Below are 18,478 nucleotides of genomic sequence, written 5' to 3' on the forward strand. Positions count from 1 at the left end.
GCACCACTTTTAAAGGTTCCCCACATGCTGCCGTTGCACCGTAACAGTCTGATTGCCGCCGCGCTGGCATTGCCCCTGTTCTTTTTCCTGTATGCCACACTTGGGCACCTTAAACCGTTTGCCGTCTGGAAGTGGATGGATATCGTCTGCGAAGGCGGCACGGCCGTCATGGCGGGCATCTGGTTTTTGTTTACCCTCAGCAGCCGTCCCCGCGGGCTGGTGACGAGCCTGATCGCCGGCGGCCTGTGCGCCATCATGCTGGGCTCCTGGGCCGATTGCCTCGATGAATTCTTTGCCGTCGATAAGAGCGCCGTGTGGGATAACTGGCTGGAAGCCCTGATTCCATTCGGCATGCTGGTGCTGACGATCGGCATGTATTACTGGCGCCAGGAACAGTTCCGCCTGAACGAACACCTGCAAAAGCGCGAACGCCTGTTCCGCGACCACCGTGCCTTCGACCGCATCACGCAGCTGGCCGACGCCAGCTACCTGCGCACGCAGATGCGCCTGGAGCAGGAACGCCGCCCCGGCCTCGATTGCGCGCTGGTCTTGCTCGACATCGACAGCTTTCACCTGATTAACCGCGAATACGGCCACCGCGAAGGCGACCGCGTGCTGCAAGCCGTGGGCCACATGCTGCTGTTGAACTTGCGCAATGACGATTTGCTGTGCCGCTATGCGGGCGACCGCTTTGCCGTGCTGATGCCGGGCGTGTCGCGCGAGGATGCGGCCGTGCGGGCGCGCCACCTGTGCGCCATGGTGGGGCAGATGCGCCATCATGCCAACGACAACCGCGAAATCCGCTTGAGCCTGCGGCATGCCTGCTCGCTCACCGAAGGCGTGCCGGAAGTGGTGCTGGCCGAGCTGAGCCGGGCTGTGGAAACGCCGCAGCCCCGTTCGGCCAGCGCCGCGCCTGCCTGATGCCGCTGAACCAGCAGGGCGACCCCAGCATCGCGGCCCATCACCAGCCGGCGCTGGTGCTCGACTATGCGCGCAGCCGCGACCTGGCCACGGCGCCCTTGCTCAAGGGCACGGGCCTGGACGGCGGCGCGCTGCCATCCGCGGAAAGCCAGGTCAGCGCCGCGCAATACCTGCAATTGCTGGCCAACGTGGCGCGCGGCCTCGACAGTGCCGACACCAGCTTCATGCTGGGCCAGCAAATGCTGCCCGGCCATTACGGCGCGGCCAGCCATGCCTTGCTGCAGGCGCAGAATCTGCGCCAGGCCTTGAGCATCCTGTGCGATTTTCATACCTTGCTGTGCCCGCTGCTGCAACCGCGCTTGCGCGCAGCGGGCGAGCTGCACGTGCTGTACTGGGTCGATGCGTTCGGCGCGCCGAGCCAGCTGCCGTTTCTGGTGGAAATGCACATGACGGCGCTGGCGGCCATGTGCCGCTGGCTGGCCGGAGAGGCGCTGCCGTGGCGCTTCTGCTTCAACCGCGCGCGGCCCCGTCACGTGGAGCAGCATGAAGTGCACCTGGGCCAGGCGCTGCGTTTCGATTGCCAGGTGGACGCCATGCTCATCGATTCCAGCTGGCTCGACAAGCCCTGGCCGCGCGGCAATGCGACGGCCGCCGCGCTGGCCTTGCGCACGGCGGCGCAGGCGCCCGTGCCTGCCGCCAGCCTGCTCGGTGCGCTGTACGACTACCTGCTGGCGAACATCCGCTGCGCGCCCACGCTGGAGCGCACGGCGCAGGAATTCGGCGTCAGTCCCGCCACCCTGAAACGCCATCTGGCGCGCCATGGCACGCATTTCCAGGCCGAGCTGGACCAGGTGCGCGCGCACAAGGCGATCTACCTGTTCCAGGCGCATGGCTACGACAACGACGCCGTGGCCGCCTACCTCGGCTTTCATGATGCCACCAACTTCCGCCGCTCGTTCAAGCGCTGGACGGGGCAAACGCCGCAGCTGCTGCGCCACGCGCTGGCATTGTTCGTGGCGGGATGAGCGCCGGCGTTGCGCGCCAGCGCCATGGTGGGTCGTTCCTGAGGGAACAATTGCCCGTTCTGCCACATCCATAGTACACTCGTTCAGAGAGCGGACAGACGCGCTTTGAGGCGATCCGGCCAGGCGTCCCACGACGCCGCAACGCCGCCATCTTGATGGCGGAGCCGGCGGCAGACGACCGGTGTGCCGTGCCTTAACCCAGCCTGGAAACTGGCGTCACCAGTGTGGTGCGCCGGGAACCGGGCAACTTGATAATGCTCAATCGTGTATTCACAATCGCAGATCGATCCAGTCGTCAGTTTCCGCAACACCCAGGGTGAGGCGGTGCGCGGCACGATTTTCAACTTGCAGCGCAATTCGCTGGTCATGGAAATCTACAATCCATACTCGATTGTGCAGGTCAGCGAGGTGCTCAATGACGTGACCGTGCGCATGGGGGCAAAGAACGCCTACGTGGGCAAGGCCGTCGTCATCAGCAGCGTCAACACGGGCCTGACCGCCATCGTGTCCGTCACCCTGATCGACGAGTGGCGCGAGCTGAGCGACGTGGTCGTCGTCAAGGGCGCCGTATTGAAAGAATCGAGCGCCTTTGTCGCCGGCTGGGGCGAGCGCTTCCGCATCCGCCGCGATTACCAGATCGTCGTCAACGAAATGCGCGCCTTCCTGTCGGAAGTGGCGCGCTGGGTCGAGCAGGTCGACTTGTCCGACTCCTTGCCCAAGGAAAACGGCCGGCTGCGCCCCGACATCTTCGACGAGCTGGCCTTGCCGCTGATGGAGCAAACCCAGCTGTACTTGCGCCAGCTCGAGGTGGAAGCGTCGCTGGTCGAGGAAGAGCGGGCGCCCGCGCACCGCGCCTTCGCCCAGGCGGCCTTGCACCCGCTGATCCTGCGCGCACCGTTCGTTTTCCGCACGTTTACCAAGCCGCTCGGCTATGCGGGCGACTATCAGATGGTCAACCAGCTGCTGGACGATCCGCGCCAGGGGCCGAGCACGTATTTTCAGATCGTCAATGCGGCCTTCCTGCAGGCGGCCGTGGCGACGGCGCACCGCAACCGCATCGATATCCTGACGGAATTCCTGTCGCAGAAGGCGGCCGCGGCGCGCGCTGCCGGGCGCGTGTACAAAGTGCTCAACGTGGGCTGCGGCCCCGCCATCGAGGTGCAGCGTTTCCTGGAAACGTGCCCCGATGCGCAATGGCTGGCCTTCGAGCTGGTCGACTTCAGCAGCGAGACGCTGGACTGGACGCGCGCGCGCCTGACCACCATCATGCAGCGCACGGGAAGAGTGGTCGAGATCGATTATGTGCACGACTCCGTGCACAACCTGCTCAAGCGCCGCCACGGTTCGGGCGCCACGGGTTTGCCCGGCAGTTTCGACGCCGTGTATTGCGCCGGCCTGTTCGATTATCTGTCCGACAAGGTGTGCGCGCGCCTGCTGATGCACTTCGCTTCGCGCGTGGGCCCGGGCGGGCGGCTGCTGGTGACGAATGTGCACGCCGATAATCCGGGCAAGTTCGGCATGGAGCATTTGCTGGAATGGCATTTGATCTATCGCAATGAAGCGGGCTTGTCGGCCTTGCTGCCCGAACATGCGACGGACCCGAAAATCTATGTCGACGCCACGGGCGTGAATGTGTTTGCGGAAGTGAGCATTCCTTGATGATGGATACCCCAGGCCTGCACGCCGGCTACACGGCCGTTTTGCGCGACTTCCGCCTGGAATTCAGCCGCGGCGGGGCCTACACGGGCATCGTGCTGATCCTGCTGGGCATGGGGCTCGATTCGGCCCTGTATCCCGATAAACAGTCGGCATTTACCAGCGCCCGCATCCTCGTGTCCGTGCTGATCTTTTGCGTCGTGCTGGCCATGCGCACGCGCTGGGCGCAAGACCGCATCCAGGGGCTGACGTTTGTGTGGCTGATCCTGCCGCAAATCATGATCGCCTGGATGATCGCCGTGACGGAAGGCGCCACCTCGATCTATTACGTGGGCATGACCCTGGCCATCTATTCGTCGGGCATCGTGCTGGCCTTCGGCCTGTGGCAAAATATGGTCTTTGGCGCCATTTCCTGCCTGCTGTACGTGGCTGCCTGCGCCTGGCATGCGGGCGGCTTCGACTTGCCGGGCACGTTTGTCGTCAATTGCCTGTTCCTCATCATGTCCGCCAGCATCAGCGCCGTGTTTACCTATTTCAATGAGCGCGCCCGCTTCATGCTGTTCCAGCTGAAGGCGGAAGTGGCGCAAAAGAACACGCAACTGGAAGAAACGAATAAAAGCCTGGCCGATATCAAGGGGCAGATGCTGCAACAGGAGAAAATGGCTGCCATCGGCACCCTGGCCGCCGGCATGCTGCACGAGGTGAACAACCCCGTGAATTTCTGCATGATGGCCATCGAGGTAGCCATCGAAGACCCGGCCGCCAAGCAAAGCGCGCTGGTCAGTGAATGCCTGGCCGACGCCAAGCAGGGCATGCTGCGCGTGCAGCACATCGTGTCCGATTTAAAAACCTTTGCCTACCGCAAGAGCGGCAACCAGCTGGAAACGGGCCACTTCCAGTTCCGCAGTGCGCTCGATGCGGCCATCCGCCTCGTCGGCCACGAAACGAAGAACGTCAGCATCAGCCACGACTTGCCGGTCGACACCCTGGTGCGCGGCGACGAGGCGGCCATCGTGGGCGTACTGATCAATTTGCTGGGCAATGCCGTGCTGTCCATGCGCAAGGGCAATGCGCCGCCGTACGAGATCCGCATCACGGCCCACTGGGACGACAACCGCCTGCGCATCAGCGTGCGCGACAACGGCCCCGGCATCGCCCCGGAAAACCTGGCGCGCGTGTTCGAACCGTTCTTCACCACGCGCGAAGTGGGGCAGGGCCTGGGCCTGGGCCTGAGCATCAGCTATGGCGTGATCGAGCGCCACGGCGGCACCCTCTCCGCCGAAAGCGAGCTGGGTGCATGGGCCAGCATGAATTTCGACTTGCAGCGCTCCGACTGGGAGGGCCGTTAATGGACAGCGATAGCCGCGCCAGCGTGCTGTACGTGGACGATGAAGCGCTCGCCTGCAAGTATTTCGAGCGCGCCGTCGGCCAGCGCTACCGCGTGCTGACGGCGCAAAGCGTCGATGCGGCGCTGGCCTTGCTGAAAGATGAGGCCGCCAACATCGACGTGCTCGTCACCGATTACCGCATGCCGGACCGCCTGGGCAGCGAGTTGCTGCAGGAAGTGGCGCAGCGCTATCCGCACATCGTCTGCATGCTGGTCACCGCGTATGCGGACAAGGACGTGCTGCTGGAACTGATCAACGGCGGCACCTTGTTCCGCCTGCTGGAAAAGCCGCTCGACCTGGCCGCCATGCAAACGGCGCTGCAACTGGCCGTGCAGACGGGGCGCGAGCGCGCCGCCCGCCGCCAGGGCCTGGTGGCGATGGAGGAATCGCTGGCCTTCCTCGCGCATGAATTGAATACGCCGCTGGCGGCCATCGCCAATTTCGCGCGCGGCATCGAACGGCGCGCGCAGGCGGATGCCGCCCCGCAGGCCGAGATCGGCGAAGCGGCCGCCTTGATGCACGACAATGCGCGCTATTGTTTGTCGGTGCTGGCCAGCTTTGTCGACACGGTGCGCCTGGCCAGCGCCGGGCCCGGCATGCAGGGCGGACGCCGCGCCGGCAGCGCGCGCCAGCTGCTGGCCGCCTTGCTCGACAGCTATCCCCTGAGCACGGCCCAGCGCGCCGCCATCACGGTCGAGCAGGGCGAGGATTTTGCCATTGCCGAATCGCCCAATTGCGTGGCGCTGATACTGTCGTCCGTGCTGGGCAATGCCTTGCGCTCGGCCGGCGAGCAAGCCCATCCGGCTATCGGCATCCGCATCGATGCGGGCCGCATCACGGTGCGCGACAACGGCGCCGGCATCGCCCCCGAGATTGTCCAACAGCTGTTGATCGACCCCGTGAGTGCCAGCGGCAGCGAAGGCAAGGGCTGGGGCATGGTGTTTTGCCACCGCATGATGCAGTCGTTCGGCGGCAACCTCGATATCGCCACCGAGTTTGGCAGTGCCACCACGGTCACCCTGAATTTTCCAGTACATATAAGGAACGAGCATGATTGACGCCAATCTGCGTTTGCCGGCTCAGCTTGAGCCGGCACAAGGCTTGCCGACGATACTCTATGTCGATGACGAGGCCAACGCCCTCAAATATTTTCAGCGCGCTATCGCGCCGCTGGCCAACGTGCTGACGGCCACCTCCGTCGAGGAAGGCAAGCGCATCCTTGACGAGCAGGCTGACCGCATCGCCGTGCTGGTGTCGGACCAGCGCATGCCTGGCGCCTACGGCAACGAGCTGCTGTCGTATTGCTGGGACCGCCATCCGCACATCGTGCGCATACTGACCACCGCGTATTCCGAACTCGAGCACACGGTGGAAGCCGTCAACCAGGGGCAGATCCACCGCTACATCCAGAAGCCGTGGGATATCGCGGCCCTGCGCATGGAACTCAAGCAGGCGCTGGAACTGGCGCGCTTGCGCAATGAACACGCGCAATTGCTGCGCGAAAAGCTGATGGTGCGCCAGCGGCAAGCCGTCGCCAACCGCATCGGCACCCTGTACGCGCTGTGCGCCAGCCTGGCCGGTCCGGAACAGCAGCTGCCCGTGGAAGCGTATCTGTCGGCGGCCCTGACGGCCGGCGTCACGCCGCCCGAGCCGGACTGGCTGCTGATGGATTATGCCGACCTGGTCAGTTCGGAAGCCTTCCGCGGCACGGCCTTTGCCGCCGCCGTGCGCCAGCAGCTCGACACGCTCGAGCGCGAGCATCCGGGGCGCGGCGTGGAGCAGGCGATCGACATGCTGCTGCCCGTGTTTGGCGCGGCGCTGCAAAACCAGGGCGGCACGGCGCTGTTCCTCGATGGACGCCTGCTGACGGAATTCCTGGAAACACCGACCACCACGCCCGTCTCGTCCATCCACGCTTTCTGGCTGGCCAGCCTGCTGTGGCTGGCGCGGCGCGGCTGGTCCTTGCAGCTGAGCAAGACGGAACTGGGCCTGCAGGGCAAGGTGGTGCAGGCCGAACCGGCGCTCACGCCCGACCACCTGGCGGCCTGGATCGAGCAGTTCTAAGCTGGCGTCGCCTATTTGGTTTCTGGTTCCCATACGTAAGCGACGGTGGCCCATTGCTGCACTGGCTGGCCGTTCTGTTGCGCTGGCGTGAAACGGCAAATGCTGAGGGCCGCGCGCGCCGCTTCGTCCAGTTGGGGGTGGCCGCTACTACGTTCCAGCTGCGATTCCAGCACCGCACCATCGGTGTCGATCAGCAAGGCCAGAAAAGTCGTGCCTTGCGCCACCTCTGGCAGCGTAGCCGGTGGGTATTTCGCCTTGCTGCAGTTGCGCATATCTACCACGGCCGCTTTGACAAGACCCAAGGCGTCAGCGGTAACGGGCGGGGCCGTGGCGGGCGCAGCATGGGTATGGGTGGTGCCGGCGCAGGCCGCGAGCACGAGAGGTGCCAGTAGGCGGCCGCTTAGGGTGAGAGGTTTCAAGGGGACTCCTACAATGAAATTGCAAAAAAAACAGGGCCGCGCGGGCCCTGTTTCCATTTGCTGCGGGCAGGCTTAGCGCTCCGACGCCGCCTTCAGGTTGTTCAAGCCCTTTTCAAAATCCTTGCCGATCATCCTGTCCATGCTGACGAACACCGTCATGACCTTGCTGACGTAAGGGCTGGGGCCCGTCATGGTCCAGTTCACCTTGGTGCCGTCGCCCTCGGGTGTCATGGTAAACGTGGTGGTGTTGTGGCTTTCGAACGGTTTCAGGAAGTCCAGCTTGATGACGGTGCGCTCGGGCTGGGCCGCTTCCGTGATTTCCATGCGGCCGGCGCCCACCTTGTCGTTGCCTTGCCACGCATATTGCGCGCCCAGGCCATTGGCCGGTCCCGTAAACGTGCGGCGCATGGCGGGATCGAGCTTTTCCCACGGGGACCAGGCGGCCCAGTAATGGAAGTCCGTGATCAGGGCGGCGATTTTATCGGGCGGGGCCTTGATGGTGATTTCGCGCTGGACACTGAAAGTGTCGGGCTTGGTGGTGGCATAGCCGAGGATGGCGGCGACGACGACAACGATCAGCAGCAGGGTTTTTTTGATCATATGCTCTCCAAATCTTGAATGGTCGATGCGAACGAATCAAGGCAATCTTAGCAGATATGAATGGCCGTGCGCTGCTAGTTGGCCTTTATTTGCGCCAGCGCGCCGCCGGGCCGCCCGCACGACAGGGTTGTGCCGGTTTGTGGCGGGAGCCGGCGTCCGCTAGAATGCTGGCCTGCAAAGTTTTCAGAGGGAAATATGATTCATCGATCGATCGCCAGGCTGACCCTGGCGTGCGGCGTGCTGGCGTCCGCCTTTGCCGCGAACCTGGCGCATGCCGATGCCTGTCCTGCCCATTACGTCGATGGCCGCAAGCCGGAAATCACCAACCCCAAGCTGGACGTGGCAACCAAAGAGCTGTGCTACAACGTGTTTGGCGTGATGCATTCGGGGATTACGCGCACGCCGCTGTGGTCGGCCGAGCACTTGACGGCGAACAACCTGGAAGCGGCGCAGGACTTGTCGCGCGAAAACTCCTTCCATGCCGAACGCAAGCTGCCCGCCGCCCAGCGCGCGGAGCTGGCCGATTATGCGCGCAGCGGCTTCGACCGTGGCCACATGGCGCCGAACGGTGACATGCCGGACCGCCAGAGCCAGCGCGACAGCTTTACCCTGGCCAATATGGTGCCGCAAGACTCACGCAACAACCGCTATGTGTGGGCCGGCATCGAGGGCGCCGTGCGCAAGATGGCGAAGAAGGAGGGCGACCTGTACGTGATCACGGGACCGGCGTTCATTGGCGGCAACCTGCGCAAGGTGGGAAGAGTCATCGTGCCCAGCCACCTGTACAAGGCCGTGTACAGCCCGCGCCAGCGCGCCGGCGCCGCCTACTTCATCGAAAACGTCGATACCAAGGCGTATGAAGTGCTGAGCATTGCGCAACTGGAAGACAGGATAGGCATCGATCTGTTACCGTCGCTGACGCGGCAGCAGAAACTGCGCATGCTGAGTTTGCCCAAGATCAATAGCAAGTCCAAGAAATAACAAGACCGTCGAAAAGGAAATCCCATGTGCGCAAAGAAATTCGTCCCGTATGCCAATGAAAGCGATGTGCTGGAAATCGGCAATCTGAGCATCGAAAACCGGGTCGACCGCATCAGCCTCAGCGGCGACATCGACCTGACCCTGGACAAGCCGGGCCTGGCCCTGGCCAAGCAGCTGCAAAAACTGCTGGCCGACGTGGTGGCCCAGCTGGAAAAGCAGGAATTGCCCGACCAGCTGCCGCCGCCCGAGGTGACGTCGGTGGCCAATCCCTTCGAGTGACTCTGGCGGGGACGGCTACTGTGCCGCTTTGGCGGCGCGATAGTAGCCGTTCCGGCTGAGTTCTTCCGGCGCATTTGCCACTTCATACGCGGTCAAGGCGATGGCGATGGCCGAATATTGCTGCGCCGCGCTGAAAGGCAGCACGTTCTCGTACGTGTCCAGCACCGTGTGATGCACGCGGCCGTAGTCGAAATTGCCGAGCACGCTAAATTTCGGCGTCGGCACGCCATGCAGGCTGAAGACGGCGTCATCGCTGCCTGCCCGCGCACTCATCGCCTTGCTGGCGTCGCGCGGCACGTCATTGACGGTCGCGGCGAAGCCGAACACGGGGTGGACGTCTTGCAAGGTCTGTTCCACCCGGCCAAACACGGGTTGCCAGGCCGTGGGAACGGCGATGCCGTCGATGGCGCCGGGGCGGCCGTCGCGGTTGAGCATGATGACGATGTTCTTCATTTCACCCGCATGCCGCTCGGCGAACGCGAATGAACCCTTGCGGCCGATTTCCTCCGCGCCGAAGGCGACAAACATGATGGTGCGGCGCGGCTTTGCTTCGGACAGCGCCAGCAGGCGCATCGCTTCCAGCATGGCCGCCACGCCGCCGCCATTGTCGGCCGCGCCCGTGCCGCCATCGTAGCTGTCGAGGTGGGCGCCGATCAGCACGATTTCCCCGGGTTTTTCCGTGCCGGGAATGCGGGCGACGACGTTGTGATACGTGACGGGGCCCGGGTAGAACCAGTTGCGGATATCAAATTCCAGCGTGACGGCTTCGCCGCGTGCCAGGCGCTGGCGGATGTCCGCGTACTGTGGCGCGGCCAGCTTGATGTCCGGCAAGGTCGGCAGCGAGGCCCAGGTGGCGGGCGCCGCGCTGGCGGCATACAGCGGTTCTTCGCCGGACTGGAGCGTGCCCAGGGCGCCAGCCTGCATCAGCACCCGGGTGATGGCCCTGGGCTTGTGGATGGCGCTGCCATCGCGCCCGCCGCCGCTGTTTTCGCCGCCGATCAGCACCCATTTGCCCTTGAATTGCGCGGCGCGCTGCTGCGCCTCTTCCAGGGTAGCCGGCCCCATGATTGCCAGGCCTTGCTGCACGCCGCGCGTGCCGGCCGAGTAGGCGGGCGTCGCCACGCGCAGGGGCTGATCCTGGGGCGCCACCATCCTGCCCGACCAGGGGCCGCGGTTGAAGCCGGCGGGCACCTGGCCCGCCTCTTCCAGTTCGGCCTGCACGCCCCATTGCTGCAATTGCATGCGCGTCCATTGCGCCGCATGCGTGTAGGCATCGCTGCCGGCCATGCGGCCGCCGAAGCGGTTGCTCAGGATGTCGAGCCAGTCCATCGCGCGCGGCTCGCTCGTGCCCAGCGCCACGATCTTGCGCGCCGTGGCGTCGCCGGAGCGTGATTGCGCCGCTTCGATGCGGGCATCCCTGCCGGACAGCATGGACAGGAAGGCGGGCAATGTGCCTTGCCGGCGCGCCGCCAGCGCCGCATCCAGCTTCGCGGAACGGTGCAGCTTATTTTGGCGCAGCAGCGTTTCGTAGGCGCGCAGCACGCCCTGCATGCCCGCCAGGTCGCGCTCCCCTTGCTGCCGCGCCTGTTCCGGGTGCTCGATCTGGAAGGCCATCACGCTGGCCAGGTACTGGAAGCGCAATGCCGCCCGCGTGGCCGGCGCGGGGGCGGTGCTGAGCCAGTCATCGGGCATGCTGTCGTCGAACGTGAGGTCTGGAATGGCCTCGATCCATGCGCCCAGCCAGGCGCCGTCGCGCTGCTGCACGGCCAGCGGGTCGCCCTGCGCCTCGTTCGCCATCCGCACCACGCGCATGCGCTCGGCCGGCGTGGACGGGCCGCGCGCGGCGTTGTCGGCCGCTGCTGCCGCTGCCAGCGCTGGCGCCGGCAGCGTGGGCGCCACATAGCGTTCCTTGAGCCGCGTGCCCGTGACGGGCTTGGGCTCGTTCTCATCGGTTTCGACCAGGCGTTCGCCGCTCAGCACGTCGCCCCTGGCTTGCAAGGTCCAGCGTATCGTCACTTCGGTGCTGACCTCCTTGCCGTTGCGCCCCGTGCTGACGCGCTTGCCGGCATGCCGGAAGACGGTGCCGGCGGGACCGTTTGTCCTGTGCACCGTGCGCGGCGCGGTGAGCTGGCCCCGTTCGTCGAGCCAGGCGATCGTCGCGCGCATGCCGCCTTGTTCTTCGGTAATGTCGAGTATGCCCGTGTCGATCAGGTCGGCCTCGACGCCATTCGTCGTGGTCGTGCCCGTCGCCGTCTGGAATTGCCACTGTCCGGCGAGGGCCGGTGTTTGCGCGTACAGGGCGCCCGGCAGCGCGGCAGCGGCGAGGATGCAGGTGGCGTAAAGGTGGGGATGGAACAGGTGCATGGTTATCCTTGTCAGGGTTTTCACTCGGGAAGAGTCGAAAAACAGTATGCGGATAACCAGATTGCCAAGATGCTACTTTCCGACCAAGGCCGGGATTTGCGGAATGAAGGCGGGTTTGGCCGCGCCGAATGCCAGGTCAACCCCATCCGGCAAGCTGCATCGGACGAGGTTGATCTGGCACAAACTTACCTGGCGAAGGCCTGCGCCGCCGGCGTCACGGTGACGGCCGCCGGCTTGATGTTCAGCTTCATCGCGCCGATGACCTTGTCTTCATCGAGCAAGGCTTGCGGCTTGTTGCCATCGTACTTGATGGGAGAAAACGCGTCGCTGACGAGCTTTTCCTTCAAGCCGGCCGCATCCTTGGCGACGATCACCACGGACAGGTTCTTTGCCGACAGATGCTGTTTGATGGCGCGGTTGACGTCTTGCACCGTCAGTTTCGACAGGCCATCACGCATCAGCTTGGTAAATTCCGGCGTGCCATACCATTGCGAATCGAGCGCATAACCGAGCTGCTGGTCTTGCGTCGAGGTCATGACGAAGACGTTTTTCATCAGGTAGTCGCGCGTGGTGGCGAAATCGTCCTGCGTCAGACCGTTGTCGACGAGCTTGCCCAGTTCCGTCAGGGCCACGCGCAGGGCGAAGTGGGCGTTGTCCGGCGCCACGGGGCGGATCCAGATTTCGAACAGTTGCGCCTTGCGGCCCAGGTTCGGGTTCGGGAAGAACTGGTACATGCCGCGCGGGAACGCTTCGATATACGCGTAATCGCCATAGTTCATGCCGCGGATTTCACGGATGCGCTGGTACAGGTAGGAATTCGAGGCGCGGTGCTCGCCCAGCCAGGTCTTCGCCAGCCACAGGGCGGGGAAGTCCGGGTGCGTGCGCGTCACCTCCAGCGGCAGGCCGAAGGAAATCGCCGTGGCGCGCGTGTTTTTCTCGATGATTTCCACTTCCAGGCCCTGCGCCTTGCGGCCCGCGGGTTTGACGGTGGCCGGCAAGCCTGGGCCGGCCGGCAGGCTCGCCAGCGCCTGCGTCAGCGAGGCCGTCATGGCGTCGGACACGTCGCCGGAAATGCCCACCTTGACGGCGCCTTGCGCATACGCCGTCTTCCAGAACTGTTTCACGTCGTCCAGGGTGATGGCGTCGATGCCGGCCACCGTGCCCAGCACGGGGTGGCCGTACGGCGTGCCCGCATACACATTGGTTTGCAGGCGTTCCTTGGCGAATTCCTCTTCGTTGTTGTCCTTCAGGTCCAGCAGCAGCGCGTTGCGCTGCGCATCCTTCAGGCGGCGGAAGTCGTCTTCGCGAAAACCCGGCGAGAGCAGCAGGGGCAGGGCGATGGCGTTGAATTGCGTCCAGTTATCCCTGTGGATGGAACCCGTAAACGTCGTCATTTCCTTGTCCGTCTGCTGGCTGAAACTGCCGGCCAGCGGGAACAGGGCCTGGTTGATTTCGTCGATCTTGCGCTCGGACGAGCCGCCCGACGCCACCATGGCGGCCGTCAGCGCGGCCAGGCCTTCCTTGCCTTGCGGGTCTTGCGCGGAACCGGCCGTAAACAGCAGCTTGTAGCGGATCTGCGGCAGCGCGGACTTTTGCACCAGCACGTCGAATTTGGCATTTGACGCGGCCGGCAGCAGGCTGGCCAGCTTCGGCGTGGCGGCGATGGCCGCCGGCATGGCTTCGTGCGACAGGGTGGTCACCACCAGGCCGTCGTCCGTCAGGTATTTGCGCGCGGCCGCCTGCAGGTCGGCCGGCGTGAGCGTGTCGATCAGGCGGTAGTACTGGTTGATGGTGGCGTACGAGCGGTCGAAATGCACGAACGAGGCCAGGGTGCCGGCGATCTGCTCCGTATTGTCGAGCGAGCGGATCAAGCCGTACTTTTCCGCCGACTTGGCGTCCGCCAGGTCTTTTTCGCTCACTGGCGTGTCGCGCAGCTGCGCCACGGTGCTCAATATCGCGTCACGCACATAGACGGCGTCGGCGAGGTTTTTCACGCGCGCGCCCAGCACGGCCAGGGTCGGGTCGACGCGGTCCGGCGTCATGTCGAACAATTGATCGACCTTCTGTTCATTCTGCACCAGGCGTTTATATAGCGGCGAGGTGCGGCCGAACGACAGCGACAGCAACGTCGCCAGGGCCGCCTGGTCCTTGTCCTTGACGGAAAACGCGGGCGCATGGAAACCCACGGCCACCCATGGCAGGGTCGGCGTGGGCCAGGCCACGTGCTTGTAGACGGGGCCGCGCGGGGCCGGTTCCACGGGCACGGCCGCCTGCTGCTTGCCGCGCTGCCAGCTGCTCCAGTACTTTTCCACCAGCGCGATGGCTTGCTGCGGCTCCACGTCGCCAGCGATGATGATGGTGGTGCGCTCGGGACGGTACCAGCGGTCGAAGAAGAGCTTCGAATACGCGTACTGGTTCGGCATGTCTTCGATGTCCTGGATGAAGCCCATCGTCGTATGCTTGTAGGTATGCGTCGTGTAGGCGCTGTCGCGCATCACTTCGAACAGTTTCGACACGGGATTGGCGCTGTTCTTGTTGTATTCGCCCAGCACGGCCCGCGATTCCGTCTTGAACGCGTCTTCCGCGTAATCGAGGTGCTGGAAGCGGTCCGCTTCCACCTTCAGCACGGTTTCCAGGTCCTGCTTGGCAAACGTCGTGTGGTAATTGGTCAGGTCGTCGCTGGTGTACGCGTTCTGGCGCGCGCCGGCGCGGGTGATGACTTCCTGGTATTTCTCGGGCGGATACGCCTTGGTGCCGCGGAACATCATGTGTTCAAAAAAATGCGCGAAACCGGACTTGCCCGGCTCGACTTCATTGCGTGAACCTGTCTGCACGGGAATCTGCAGCGAGACCAGGTTCGGGAAGCCGGTCGGCACGATGATGATTTTCAAGCCGTTGGCCAGGGTCTTTTCCGTTGCCTTGAACGGCAGCAGGTCGGCCTTGGCGGCGGCAGCGCCGTGGGTGGCGGCAGGCTTGACGGGCGCGGCGCCCAGGTTCGACGCGGCCATGGCCGACAGGGCCAGGGCGAAAGCGGGTAATAAAACAGGCATGATTCTTGACACGGGGGCTCCTTCTTTTTGGATGTTATGAAAGTGCAACGCCGCAGCATAGAATATTCGTGCCGCCGTGCATAGGGGCACGAGTTGCAACGAGGAAAGATGTCTAGAAGTCGGGCCGCAGGATGCGCGCCGTCAGATGCGTCAGAAAATCTCGCCGGGTCGGCAGGAACATGCGGATATACACGATGCCGTGCGCGCGCTCATGCTGGTACACGACGCGGATGTCCTGGCACAGGCGCTGCCGCACGTCGAGGCCGAGGTCGCGGGCTTCTTCGATGGGCGCGTCGCTGTCGGGATAGGTCTTCAGATCGGCCAGGAGTTGCCGAAAGTCCGAGCTGAACTGCTCGCAGGCCGCCGCCGCATGGCGCGCCTGGAAGTCGCTGCGCAATTCCCTGAAATCGGCTGCTGCGCTGTTCAGCACGACGATGCGCGTCATCTCAAGCCTGGTCGAGGCTGGCCAGGAAAGCTTCTTCGGACAGCACGTCGCCACGCACGATTTCCTGGTTGCCCATGGCGATCAGCTTCATGAACGCGTGCTGTTCCTGCATCTGCTGGGCCTGCCGCTTGCCTTCCTGGTAGGCGTGCATGGACAGCACGACCATCTTCGCTTCGCCATTTTGCGTGATGATGAGGGGCTCATCCTGGCCCGCGTCAAAGCTGCTGACGATTTCCGTCGTGTTGGCCTTCAAATAGGAAATCGGCTTGATGCGTTCCTTGAGGTTCATGGCGGCTCCGCGATTGAATGTGCATCTGAATGGGATAGGACTAAATATACACCAAATTTGGTCGTGTTTCCTGATGCCGGCACTTGCCGCTTACGTCAGCGTCGTTTCCGGCAGGCTGATGCGGTTGCGGCCCAGGTGCTTGGCGCGGTACAGGGCGCAGTCGGCCGTGTGGATCAGCTGCCCCAGTTCCGTGCCGGGGCCGGGCAGGGATGTGGCGGCGCCGATGCTGACGGTGACGCAGGCCCCGTCTGGACGCTTGCGCGGCAGTTGCAGCCGCTCCACGCGCTGGCGGATGCGTTCGGCCACGATGGCCGCGCCCTTGAGCGACTGGTTCGGCAAGATGACGGCAAATTCCTCGCCGCCGTAGCGCGCCACCAGGTCGTTCGTGCGCATTTCGCTGGCCACGGCGCCGGCCACCTTGCGCAGGCACAGGTCGCCGCCCTGGTGGCCGTGGCTGTCGTTGTATTCCTTGAAATTGTCGACGTCGACCATCAGCAGCGACAGGGGCTGGCTCTGGCGCTGGGCGCGCTGCCACTCGGCCAGGAGGGTGTCGTCGAAGCAGCGCCGGTTTGCCAGGCCCGTCAGGCCATCGCGCGTGGCCAGGCGTTGCAGTTCCGCCTGCGCGCGCTTTTCATCGGTCATGTCGCGCAGGGTTTCGACGACGGCGATCAGTTCGCCGTGGTTGCCGTAGATGGGGCTGGCATCGACGGCCAGGTAGCGCCGCCGCCCCGTGCGCGGCATGTCGCACCAGTTTTCCGCGCACAGATTGTTGCCCGTGCTGCTGCGGTATTGCTGCTGCGCGTACAGGGCGCGCAGGTCGCCGCCGCGTCCGGCCAGCAGCAGGTCGGCCAGGGTGGGGCGCTCGTCGTTGTAGAAGCAGCGGCCCGGCTCGCGCATGCCCAGCACTTCGGCGGCCGGCACGCCCGTCAGCTGTTCGCAGGCGCGGTTCCAGATCATCACCTGGCCATGCACGTCGAGGACAAAGGTGGGCACCACCAGCAATTCCATCATCTTGACGGCAAAACCCTGGGCTTCATCGTAGGGCGAGGCGCTGGCAGGTGCGTGGCTATCCGGCATGTAAGCATCCTTCTTGGGGTGAATGGGGCAGGCTCGTTGGCCATGATGCAGCGCAGCGAGGCCGATGGTGTTGATCTTGAGCAATATTTTCAGCGATGGAGCATCGCCTCGTCGTGGCTGGCTGGCAGGGGCAGCGACAGGCTCAGGGTGGTGCCTGCGCCGCTGTGGCTTTCGATGTGCAGGCTGCCGCCGGCGGCGGCCACGCGCTCATGCATGCCGGACAGGCCGCAGCCGAGGCGTGGCGGCGAGCCCGTCAGCCCGACACCGTCGTCGCTGATGCGGCATGCCAGCGTGTCGCCCGCTTGCTGCAGGCAGAGCTGGACATGCGTGGCGCGCGCATGGCGGGCGATGTTCGCCAGCGCTTCCTGCAGCGCGTGATACAGCAAGGGGCCGTGCGCGCTGCCGGCGGCGGCGTCGAGCTGGTAGTCGCAGCTGCAATCGATGCCCGTGGTGCGCTTGAAATCCGCCAGCAAGCCGTCGCACGCCGCCTGCAGGCCCGCGTCGAGGGCGGGCGGGCGCAGGTCGTGGATGACGCAGCGCAGCGCCGCAATGCTCAGGTCGACATTGCGCGCCATCATGGCCAATTGCCGTGTCAGCAAGGGATCCGCGTCAGGCGTGCTGGTTTGCAGCATGGCCAGGTCGATTTTCAGGGTCAGCAGGTGCTGGCCCAGGTCGTCATGGATGTCGCGCCCGATGCGCAGGCGCTCCTGTTCCCGTGCCTTGTGCTGCCCGCTGGCCAGGCGCTCTTGCTCGGCCTGCGCGCGCAGCTGTTCCAGCGCCCGCAGGCGCAGCGCCAGCCGGTGCTGGCGCCACAGCAGCAGCGCCAGCCCGCCGCACAGGATGGCGCAGGCCAGCATCGAAGGTGAGGGCGTGCCCGTCTGCAGCATCGGCCCGGCGGCATGGCCCGCGTGCAGGGATGCGAGAGCGGCGGCCGCCAGGCAGGCCAGAATGCTCCGGCGGTACGGCGGGCGTATCCAGCGTTGCACCATGTCCATGCTCCCCAAAATGTTTTCCGTCAGGCAATGTTCTTACAGAAAATATATTAACTTTGGGCTATTTATATTGTCTAAACGCAAAAGCCGTGCAGTTTTGCCCGTCATTGTGGCTTTCTTGCCGCTGGATGCCGCGCCGCCGGGTGGCAGGCACGGCATTTGCACGGAAAGTGTCGTGGCGGCATATAATAGAGGGTTGTCAATCGGCTTTTGCGGTGACGGTGCGCTGCGCCGGCCTCGATGCGTTCGCCCTGCGCGATGACGCCAGCCAGCTCTTAGGAAATACAGTGACTTATAGCATCAAAGAGATTTTTTACACCCTGCAGGGCGAAGGCGCGCATGCGGGCCGTCCCGCCGTGTTTTGCCGCTTTTCCGGCTGCAACCTGTGGACGGGCCGCGAAAGCGACCGCGCCACGGCCGTGTGCCAGTTCTGCGACACGGATTTCGTCGGCACCGATGGCGAACTGGGCGGCAAGTTCAAGACGCCGCAGGAATTGGCCGCGCTGATCGACAGCCTGTGGCCGGCCAGCTATACCGCCAGCAAATATGTGGTGTTTACGGGCGGCGAACCGCTGCTGCAGCTGGACACTGCCCTGATCGACGCCATGCACGCGGTGGGCTTTACCATCGCCATCGAAACCAACGGCACCTTGCCCGTGCCCGCCGGCGTGGACTGGATCTGCGTCAGCCCGAAGATGGGCTCGACACTGGTCGTCCACAAGGGTAACGAAATCAAGGTCGTCATCCCCCAGTTCCAGCAAGACCTGGCCGCCTACGAAGGGCTCGATTTCGAGAACTTCTTCGTGCAGGCCATGGATGGTCCATTGGCCGCGCACAACATGCAGCTGGCCATCGAGACGTGCAAAAGCAACCCGAAGTGGAAGCTGAGCCTGCAAACCCATAAACTCCTGCAAATACCTTAACAAAA

At 64.3% G+C, this 18,478-nt stretch carries 17 protein-coding genes; 9 read left to right on the forward strand and 8 right to left on the reverse strand.

The genetic code is table 11. The annotated features are described in order from the left end of the window. The first annotated feature begins 24 nt into the window (after positions 1-24). From IGS61_RS00560 to IGS61_RS00585, 6 genes are all read left to right on the forward strand, one after another. Positions 25-921, forward strand: a complete 897-nt coding sequence (locus IGS61_RS00560; RefSeq protein ID WP_230537547.1) for a GGDEF domain-containing protein — start codon at positions 25-27, stop codon at positions 919-921. Beyond that, entirely contained in the window at positions 921-1,946 is a 1,026-nt protein-coding gene (locus tag IGS61_RS00565; protein ID WP_230537548.1) for an AraC family transcriptional regulator, read from the forward strand. The genes IGS61_RS00560 and IGS61_RS00565 overlap by 1 nt, the downstream gene beginning before the upstream one ends. Before the next feature lie 264 nt (positions 1,947-2,210). Next, complete coding sequence (locus IGS61_RS00570) at positions 2,211-3,605, forward strand: class I SAM-dependent methyltransferase (protein ID WP_070292275.1); 1,395 nt, start codon at positions 2,211-2,213, stop codon at positions 3,603-3,605. Between the two features lie 2 nt (positions 3,606-3,607). Further along, positions 3,608-4,951, forward strand: a complete 1,344-nt coding sequence (locus tag IGS61_RS00575) for a sensor histidine kinase (RefSeq protein ID WP_230538344.1) — start codon at positions 3,608-3,610, stop codon at positions 4,949-4,951. Next, complete coding sequence (locus IGS61_RS00580; RefSeq protein ID WP_230537549.1) at positions 4,951-6,048, forward strand: hybrid sensor histidine kinase/response regulator; 1,098 nt, start codon at positions 4,951-4,953, stop codon at positions 6,046-6,048. The genes IGS61_RS00575 and IGS61_RS00580 overlap by 1 nt, the downstream gene beginning before the upstream one ends. Further along, on the forward strand, positions 6,041-7,054 hold the full coding sequence (locus IGS61_RS00585; RefSeq protein WP_230537550.1) for a response regulator: 1,014 nt from the start codon (positions 6,041-6,043) through the stop codon (positions 7,052-7,054). Before IGS61_RS00580 ends, IGS61_RS00585 begins: the two co-directional genes overlap by 8 nt. Positions 7,055-7,065: 11 nt before the next feature. Here the strand turns inward: IGS61_RS00585 and IGS61_RS00590 are convergent, their stop codons facing one another. Next, a complete protein-coding gene (locus tag IGS61_RS00590; RefSeq protein ID WP_230537551.1) occupies positions 7,066-7,473 on the reverse strand; it encodes an energy transducer TonB in 408 nt (135 codons plus the stop codon). Between the two features lie 72 nt (positions 7,474-7,545). Next, complete coding sequence (locus IGS61_RS00595; protein ID WP_230537552.1) at positions 7,546-8,073, reverse strand: SRPBCC family protein; 528 nt, start codon at positions 8,071-8,073, stop codon at positions 7,546-7,548. Positions 8,074-8,268: 195 nt separating this feature from the next. On the opposite strand from IGS61_RS00595, the gene IGS61_RS00600 reads away from it, so the two are divergent. Beyond that, positions 8,269-9,054 (forward strand): DNA/RNA non-specific endonuclease, encoded by a 786-nt coding sequence (locus IGS61_RS00600; RefSeq protein WP_230537553.1) that lies wholly within the window; start codon positions 8,269-8,271, stop codon positions 9,052-9,054. A gap of 24 nt (positions 9,055-9,078) precedes the next feature. Further along, entirely contained in the window at positions 9,079-9,333 is a 255-nt protein-coding gene (locus IGS61_RS00605) for a hypothetical protein (RefSeq protein ID WP_219134314.1), read from the forward strand. Positions 9,334-9,348: 15 nt separating this feature from the next. On the opposite strand, the gene IGS61_RS00610 is transcribed toward IGS61_RS00605, so the two are convergent. The 6 genes from IGS61_RS00610 to IGS61_RS00635 form a co-directional block, all read right to left on the reverse strand. After that, entirely contained in the window at positions 9,349-11,697 is a 2,349-nt protein-coding gene (locus IGS61_RS00610) for a M28 family metallopeptidase (RefSeq protein WP_230537554.1), read from the reverse strand. A 185-nt stretch (positions 11,698-11,882) separates the two neighbouring features. Further along, positions 11,883-14,759 (reverse strand): M16 family metallopeptidase, encoded by a 2,877-nt coding sequence (locus tag IGS61_RS00615; protein ID WP_230537555.1) that lies wholly within the window; start codon positions 14,757-14,759, stop codon positions 11,883-11,885. Positions 14,760-14,859: 100 nt separating this feature from the next. Continuing rightward, the gene (locus tag IGS61_RS00620; RefSeq protein ID WP_230537556.1) at positions 14,860-15,192 is read right to left on the reverse strand and encodes a type II toxin-antitoxin system RelE/ParE family toxin; all 333 of its coding nucleotides are present in this window, start codon (positions 15,190-15,192) and stop codon (positions 14,860-14,862) included. A 1-nt stretch (position 15,193) separates the two neighbouring features. After that, positions 15,194-15,481, reverse strand: a complete 288-nt coding sequence (locus IGS61_RS00625) for a type II toxin-antitoxin system Phd/YefM family antitoxin (protein ID WP_230537557.1) — start codon at positions 15,479-15,481, stop codon at positions 15,194-15,196. Between the two features lie 90 nt (positions 15,482-15,571). Further along, a complete protein-coding gene (locus IGS61_RS00630) occupies positions 15,572-16,558 on the reverse strand; it encodes a sensor domain-containing diguanylate cyclase (protein WP_230537558.1) in 987 nt (328 codons plus the stop codon). Between the two features lie 89 nt (positions 16,559-16,647). After that, positions 16,648-17,553: a sensor histidine kinase gene (locus tag IGS61_RS00635; protein WP_230537559.1), complete on the reverse strand. Its 906-nt coding sequence runs from the start codon at positions 17,551-17,553 to the stop codon at positions 16,648-16,650. A 284-nt stretch (positions 17,554-17,837) separates the two neighbouring features. Between IGS61_RS00635 and queE the strand changes: the two genes are divergently transcribed. Beyond that, positions 17,838-18,473, forward strand: coding sequence for a 7-carboxy-7-deazaguanine synthase (queE, locus tag IGS61_RS00640; protein ID WP_076568494.1), 636 nt, complete (start codon positions 17,838-17,840; stop codon positions 18,471-18,473). Positions 18,474-18,478: the final 5 nt, after the last annotated feature.

The sequence above is a fragment of the Janthinobacterium sp. FW305-129 genome, assembly GCF_020858115.1.
In the GTDB taxonomy this organism is placed as follows: Bacteria; Pseudomonadota; Gammaproteobacteria; order Burkholderiales; family Burkholderiaceae_D; genus Janthinobacterium.